Origin of the sequence: Planktotalea sp., assembly GCF_018607965.1 — a bacterium.
Taxonomy (GTDB): domain Bacteria; phylum Pseudomonadota; class Alphaproteobacteria; order Rhodobacterales; family Rhodobacteraceae; genus Planktotalea.
In genome coordinates, this window is record NZ_JABBAM010000028.1 from 22,577 (window position 1) to 28,576 (window position 6,000).

The window sequence follows — 6,000 nt, forward strand, 5'->3', positions numbered from 1 at the left end:
TTAAGGCCATCATCCATGAATAATATCCTTTGGCTTTGGCACCCTTTGAGCGCGACTTAACGTAACAAACAAAGCTTGTCACTACTCAATAAACTCACATTGCAGCGAAAATGAGCAGTCGATAAGGTGCTCGCAACTTATATCAATTGGCGAGCGCACTTATGAAATTCACTGGAACGCAGGACTATGTAGCCACCGACGACCTTACAATCGCGGTGAATGCTGCGGTCACATTGGAACGTCCACTCTTGGTTAAGGGCGAACCAGGGACAGGCAAAACAGAACTTGCGAGACAGATTGCGACAGGCCTCGGGTTGCGCATGATTGAATGGAACATCAAATCCACAACGAAAGCCCAGCAAGGTCTGTATGAATACGACGCCGTAAGCCGGTTGCGTGACAGCCAGCTTGGCGAAGAACGTGTTCATGATGTGGCGAACTACATTCGCAAAGGGAAGTTGTGGGAAGCGTTTGAAGCTGGTGAGAAAGTCGTTTTGTTGATCGACGAAATCGACAAAGCCGACATCGAATTCCCAAACGATCTGCTGCAAGAATTAGATCGTATGGAGTTTTATGTTTACGAAACTGGAAAGACGATCAGTGCTGTTAATCGCCCGATTGTGATCATTACCTCGAACAATGAAAAAGAATTGCCAGATGCGTTCCTGCGTCGATGCTTCTTTCACTACATCCGCTTTCCCGATCCAGAGACTATGCGCAAGATTGTAGAAGTCCATCACCCCGGCATCAAAGAAGCCCTGCTTTCGACCGCTTTGACCCAGTTTTATGACATTCGCGAACAACAAGGCCTAAAGAAAAAGCCATCCACGTCAGAAGTTCTTGATTGGCTTAAGCTGCTTTTGGCCGAAGATTTGACCCCCGAAGATCTGAAACGCGATGGTGCGAATGCATTGCCAAAGTTGCACGGCGCATTGCTGAAAAATGAACAAGACGTCCACCTGTTTGAACGCTTAGCCTTTATGGCGCGTCGCACCTAAAACGCACCGCTCGCGAGTTAATTGCACCTTTGTATGCCTTTGGCCTGCCTTTGCCCCAATATCTAGGTGGCAGGCCAGCAACAAATGCCCAAACGTGAACAATCCCTTATAACACCTTGAAATTGTATCGGGTTAGTGTTCCCGAGGCAGCTTCTTAATATTGCCATGAAGTTTTCATAAACTCGACAGGGTGTTCCGTCAGAACGGTGGCACGTTACTAATGAGTGGGATAGATTTTGCAGGCAATGGCTACACATATGACTTCGGTCAAAGGTTCGACGATATGCCTGACTGTTGCGCTTGCGCGTCCCTCCTCATCTTTGATGATCGCTACCCGTCAGGGTCCCTACATAAACGGGTGTTCTTTTGAACATCCCCCTTTCGCAGGTCGCATGCGAACGAGACGGGGTTTGAAGACCTAATGCGCCGATTTTTGTTGACATTTTATCTCGTGCTGTCTGGCTGTGTGCCGTCAGCACCAGCTGATATGCCCTCGCGGGCACAAACTGTAACAGCTGGCATGACTTTGCCCGCCGTAAAAGCCTTTAGCGCCCCGCGCCCCACTCCATCCCTTCGCGCCAACACCGATATTGCGCGCGATTTCTTGGACCTGTCTTTCAATTTGGAAAGCGGCAGAAGTTTGCAGACCCTAACCAGATTTGAAGGTCCTATTTCTGTGCGTGTCACAGGTCGTCCCTCATCGGGTCTAGCGAGCGATCTGAACCGATTGCTACACCGTCTACGCACAGAAGCGCGGATCGATATCCGCCAAGATCAGGCAGATCACGCAAATATCACGATTGAAGCAGTATCGCGTAATGAAATCCGCGCAATGTTGCCACAAGCCGCGTGCTTTGTAGCGCCAAACGTATCAAGCATGGCGCAGTATCGTCTGGCGCGTCGAACATCTTTGGTAAACTGGACAAGCTTGAGAGAACGCAAGCGTCTGGCGATTTTTCTGCCCAACGATGCAAGCCCGCAGGAAGTACGTGATTGCTTGCATGAAGAGCTTGCTCAGGCACTTGGTCCATTGAATGACCTCTACCGCCTCCCTGATTCTGTTTTTAACGACGACAATGTGCATACCGTTCTAACAGGTTTCGACATGCTCATTCTGCGCGCATACTACGACCCGTCTCTCAGAAACGGGATGACCAAACCGCAGGTTGCTGATCGCATTGGTGGAATTCTATCCCGCGTAAATCCGCGCGGCGCTCAGTATGCCCCTCGTCGTTTGACGCGCACTCCACGTTCGTGGATCAATGCCATCCAGCGCGCACTTGGACCGGGCGCAAACCAGAAAGAACGCCTGCGTGCCGCCAATGACGCAATGCAGATTGCCGTCGCAATGGGTTGGTCAGACCATCGCCGTGCGTTTAGTCACTACGCCATGGGCCGTTTGAATATGTCGACGGATCTCAAGAAAGCACGTGAACATTTCTCGATCGCTGCACGTCTCTATGGGAAAAACTCCTCGACACGCCTACACTCTGCTTATGCAGCGTCCCAGCTTGCCTCTTTCTATATTGCTGCAGGCGATGGTGAAGCAGCCCTCAAACAGATCGGTCCACATCTTGATACCGCAGCGCGTTATGAGAACGCAGCTTTGATGTCGACCCTCATGTTGCAACGCGCCGAAGCGCTGGATCTTGCCGGTCGCAGTTCAGAAGCACGCACCATTCGTATGGACAGTTTGGGATGGGCACGATACGGCTTTGGTCCAGACTGGGCAGTGCGGGCCAAGCTACGTGAAATTTCTTCAATAAGCCCGCTCAAAAAAGGACGCGGCTAGACATGATCTTTATTTTCGCGGGGCTATTTGGCATCGCACTCGGCGCATTTCGCGCAAAAAAGCGCGGTGGTAACTTGGCTGATATGGCCCAGTATGCCGCCGGACACGGAATCGCATTCGTCCTTGTTGGATTTATCGCGACACTGATAATCAATCGCATAGCACTTTAATCCGTGTTCCTGCCCTTCTTTGACAACCTGCGCAACGGCGGTATCCCGGTTTCCTTGCGCGAATATCTTTCCTTTTTGGAAGGCGTCAAGCGTGGGCTTGTGACTTATGACATCGAAGCGTTCTACTACCTTGCACGCACCGCGATGGTTAAAGACGAACGCAACATCGATAAATTCGACCAAGCCTTTTCCGCGACTTTCAAAGGTCTTGAGGCAATCACCTCTGAGGAAATGCTCAACGCAGTTGAAATTCCCGAAGAATGGTTGCGCAAAATGGTTGAAAAACACCTGAGCGAAGAAGAGAAAGCCGAAATAGACGCGCTTGGTGGCTTCGAAAAACTGATGGAAACGCTGAAAGAGCGCTTGAAAGACCAAGAAGGTCGTCATCAAGGTGGCAACAAGTGGATCGGAACCGGAGGCACTTCGCCCTTTGGCGCATACGGTTACAATCCCGAGGGCATTCGGATTGGCCAAAGCGAGAGCCGTCATCAGCGCGCCGTTAAGGTCTGGGACAAGCGCGAATTCAAAAACCTAGATGACAGTGTCGAACTGGGGACCCGCAATATCAAGGTCGCCCTGAAACGCTTGCGCCGATGGGCCCGCGATGGGGCCACCGAAGAGCTGGATCTGAACGGAACAATTCGCGCGACGGCGGAAAACGGATATCTGGACGTGAAAACCCGACCAGAACGACGCAACGCCGTTAAAGTTCTGCTGTTTTTGGACGTTGGCGGTTCTATGGACCCACACATCAAAGTCGTCGAGGAACTTTTCTCAGCGGCTCGGACCGAATTCAAGCAGTTGGAATATTACTATTTCCACAATTGTTTGTATGAAGGAGTGTGGCGCGACAATAGCCGTCGTTGGGATGCACAAATTCCAACCCACGAAGTTTTGCGCACGTATGGGCCTGACTACAAATGCATTTTCGTTGGTGATGCATCGATGAGCCCGTATGAGGTCGCCTATCCAGGTGGCGCAAGCGAACATTGGAACGCTGAAAGCGGTCAAGTTTGGCTCGCACGCGCGCGCGAGCAATGGAAAAGCAATCTTTGGATCAATCCGGTGCCAGAAAAGCACTGGGGATACACCCATTCCATCAAGATGATCCAAGAGGTGTTTGAAGATCAGATGGTTCCTATGACCCTGTCTGGTTTAGAGCGAGGCATGAAAGAGCTTACCCGCTAAAAAGCGGCGCTGGCTTGTATCACATTCAACTCTGAATATATGATGCCCCAAAGGGGATTTCACCATGACACCTGACATTGCAGCCTTCTTTGATGACGCGTCAAATACGATCTCTTACGTGGTGAAAGAACCCAACGGTCGATCCTGCGCGATCGTTGATAGTGTTTTGGACTTTGATCACGCCTCCGGGACGACAGACACGAAAAGCGCAGATGACATTGTCGCGTTTGTGAAAGAGCGCGATTTGGACGTTGCATGGATCCTCGAAAGCCACGTGCATGCCGATCACCTCTCTGCAGCGCCATACTTGCAAGAGCATTTGGGTGGTAAAATCGGGATCAGCAAAAACATCGTTCTTGTTCAAGATACTTTTGGTAAAGTCTTTAACGAAGGCAGCGAATTTCAGCGCGATGGCAGTCAGTTCGATCAGCTTTTTGGCGATGGCGATAGTGTACATATTGGCCAGATGCGCGTTGATATTATGCAAACACCGGGCCACACGCCCGCTTGTTTAACCTATGTCATCGGGGATGCGGCTTTCGTTGGCGACACACTGTTCATGCCTGATTTCGGGACCGCACGCTGCGATTTCCCCGGTGGATCAGCGCAAGACCTTTATAATTCAATCCAGAAAATCCTACGTTTACCAGATGAAACCCGTATTTTTGTGGGCCATGACTACAAAGCCCCTGGCCGCGAAGAGTTTGCTTGGGAAAGTACTGTTGGTGCCCAAAAAGCGGCGAACGTTCATATCGGTGGCGCGCGCGGCCTTGAAGATTTTGTTCAGATGCGCGAAGAGCGCGATGCGACCTTAGCCATGCCGCGTTTGATCATTCCGTCACTGCAAATCAATATGCGAGCGGGAAACCTACCCGAACCGGACGATCAGGGAGATGTTTTCCTGAAAGTTCCAATCAATAAGCTTTAAATGGATCGCAGTGATCGGCGTTAAGAGGAATACTTGTGGAACAAGATTGGATTTTAGGACTGATTGGCGGCTTGCTTATCGGTCTGGGCGGCGCGGTTTACCTGCTTGGAAACGGACGCATCATGGGTGCCAGCGGGATCGTTGGCGGCCTTGTTGATGGAACGGGACACTCATCATGGAAGGAACGCATTGTCTTTATTGCAGGACTTGTTGTTCTTCCTGCCCTGTTATTGCCCTTTCTCAGCGGATCACAAACGCATCTAACGCAAAATCCGGCACTTCTTATTCCAGCGGGCCTGTTGGTTGGCATCGGAACACGGCTCGCAAATGGCTGCACGTCTGGACATGGTGTTTGCGGTATATCGCGACTGTCCCTTCGCGGCATTATTGCGACCCTGATTTACGTACTGGCAGGCGTGATCACGATGATCGTCTTTCGCCAAGCTTTGGGATGGATCTAATGCGTTTATTTTTAGCGTTCATCGCAGGTGGTCTATTCGGAGCCGGTCTGTTGATTTCAGGCATGACCGACACCAAAAAGCTGCAAGATTGGTTGGATATTTTCGGTGATTGGGACCCAACGCTAACGTTTGTTATGGGCGGTGCGATAATACCGATGGCCGTGGCATGGCGATTGACGAAAGTTCGCGCGCCGTTGGTCGGTGGGGAATTCCAAAAGCTACCTGAGCCAAAGCTTGAACGTAAACTTATCCTTGGTTCTCTTCTTTTTGGACTGGGATGGGGGCTGGTTGGTCTTTGCCCTGGTCCAACGCTTGCGTCACTTAGTTTCGGGGGATGGGCCAATATCACCTTTATTCTTGCGATGTTGGTCGGGATGTTTATGACACCGAAAATAGGCCGGCATCTATGGTCAGGACCCATTAACTGATTGAGCCTGTGAGGCTGATATGATTCACGACCCCT

At 50.9% G+C, this 6,000-nt stretch carries 7 protein-coding genes; all 7 read left to right on the plus strand.

Features of this window, described 5'->3' with window-relative positions:
* Positions 1–161 precede the first annotated feature (161 nt).
* The 7 genes from QZ279_RS02040 to QZ279_RS02070 all read left to right on the plus strand — a co-directional run bounded on the left by QZ279_RS02040 (position 162) and on the right by QZ279_RS02070 (position 5,965).
* A complete protein-coding gene (locus tag QZ279_RS02040) occupies positions 162–998 on the plus strand; it encodes a MoxR family ATPase (protein WP_293447268.1) in 837 nt (278 codons plus the stop codon).
* 421 nt (positions 999–1,419) lie between these two features.
* The gene (locus QZ279_RS02045; RefSeq protein WP_293447270.1) at positions 1,420–2,790 is read left to right on the plus strand and encodes a DUF2927 domain-containing protein; all 1,371 of its coding nucleotides are present in this window, start codon (positions 1,420–1,422) and stop codon (positions 2,788–2,790) included.
* Positions 2,791–2,792: 2 nt separating this feature from the next.
* The gene (locus tag QZ279_RS02050) at positions 2,793–2,960 is read left to right on the plus strand and encodes a hypothetical protein (RefSeq protein WP_293447272.1); all 168 of its coding nucleotides are present in this window, start codon (positions 2,793–2,795) and stop codon (positions 2,958–2,960) included.
* A 3-nt stretch (positions 2,961–2,963) separates the two neighbouring features.
* The gene (locus QZ279_RS02055) at positions 2,964–4,148 is read left to right on the plus strand and encodes a VWA domain-containing protein (protein ID WP_293447274.1); all 1,185 of its coding nucleotides are present in this window, start codon (positions 2,964–2,966) and stop codon (positions 4,146–4,148) included.
* Between the two features lie 64 nt (positions 4,149–4,212).
* On the plus strand, positions 4,213–5,076 hold the full coding sequence (locus tag QZ279_RS02060; protein ID WP_293447277.1) for an MBL fold metallo-hydrolase: 864 nt from the start codon (positions 4,213–4,215) through the stop codon (positions 5,074–5,076).
* A gap of 35 nt (positions 5,077–5,111) precedes the next feature.
* Positions 5,112–5,537, plus strand: a complete 426-nt coding sequence (locus QZ279_RS02065; protein ID WP_293447280.1) for a YeeE/YedE thiosulfate transporter family protein — start codon at positions 5,112–5,114, stop codon at positions 5,535–5,537.
* Positions 5,537–5,965: a DUF6691 family protein gene (locus QZ279_RS02070; RefSeq protein WP_293447283.1), complete on the plus strand. Its 429-nt coding sequence runs from the start codon at positions 5,537–5,539 to the stop codon at positions 5,963–5,965. The genes QZ279_RS02065 and QZ279_RS02070 overlap by 1 nt, the downstream gene beginning before the upstream one ends.
* Positions 5,966–6,000 lie beyond the last annotated feature (35 nt).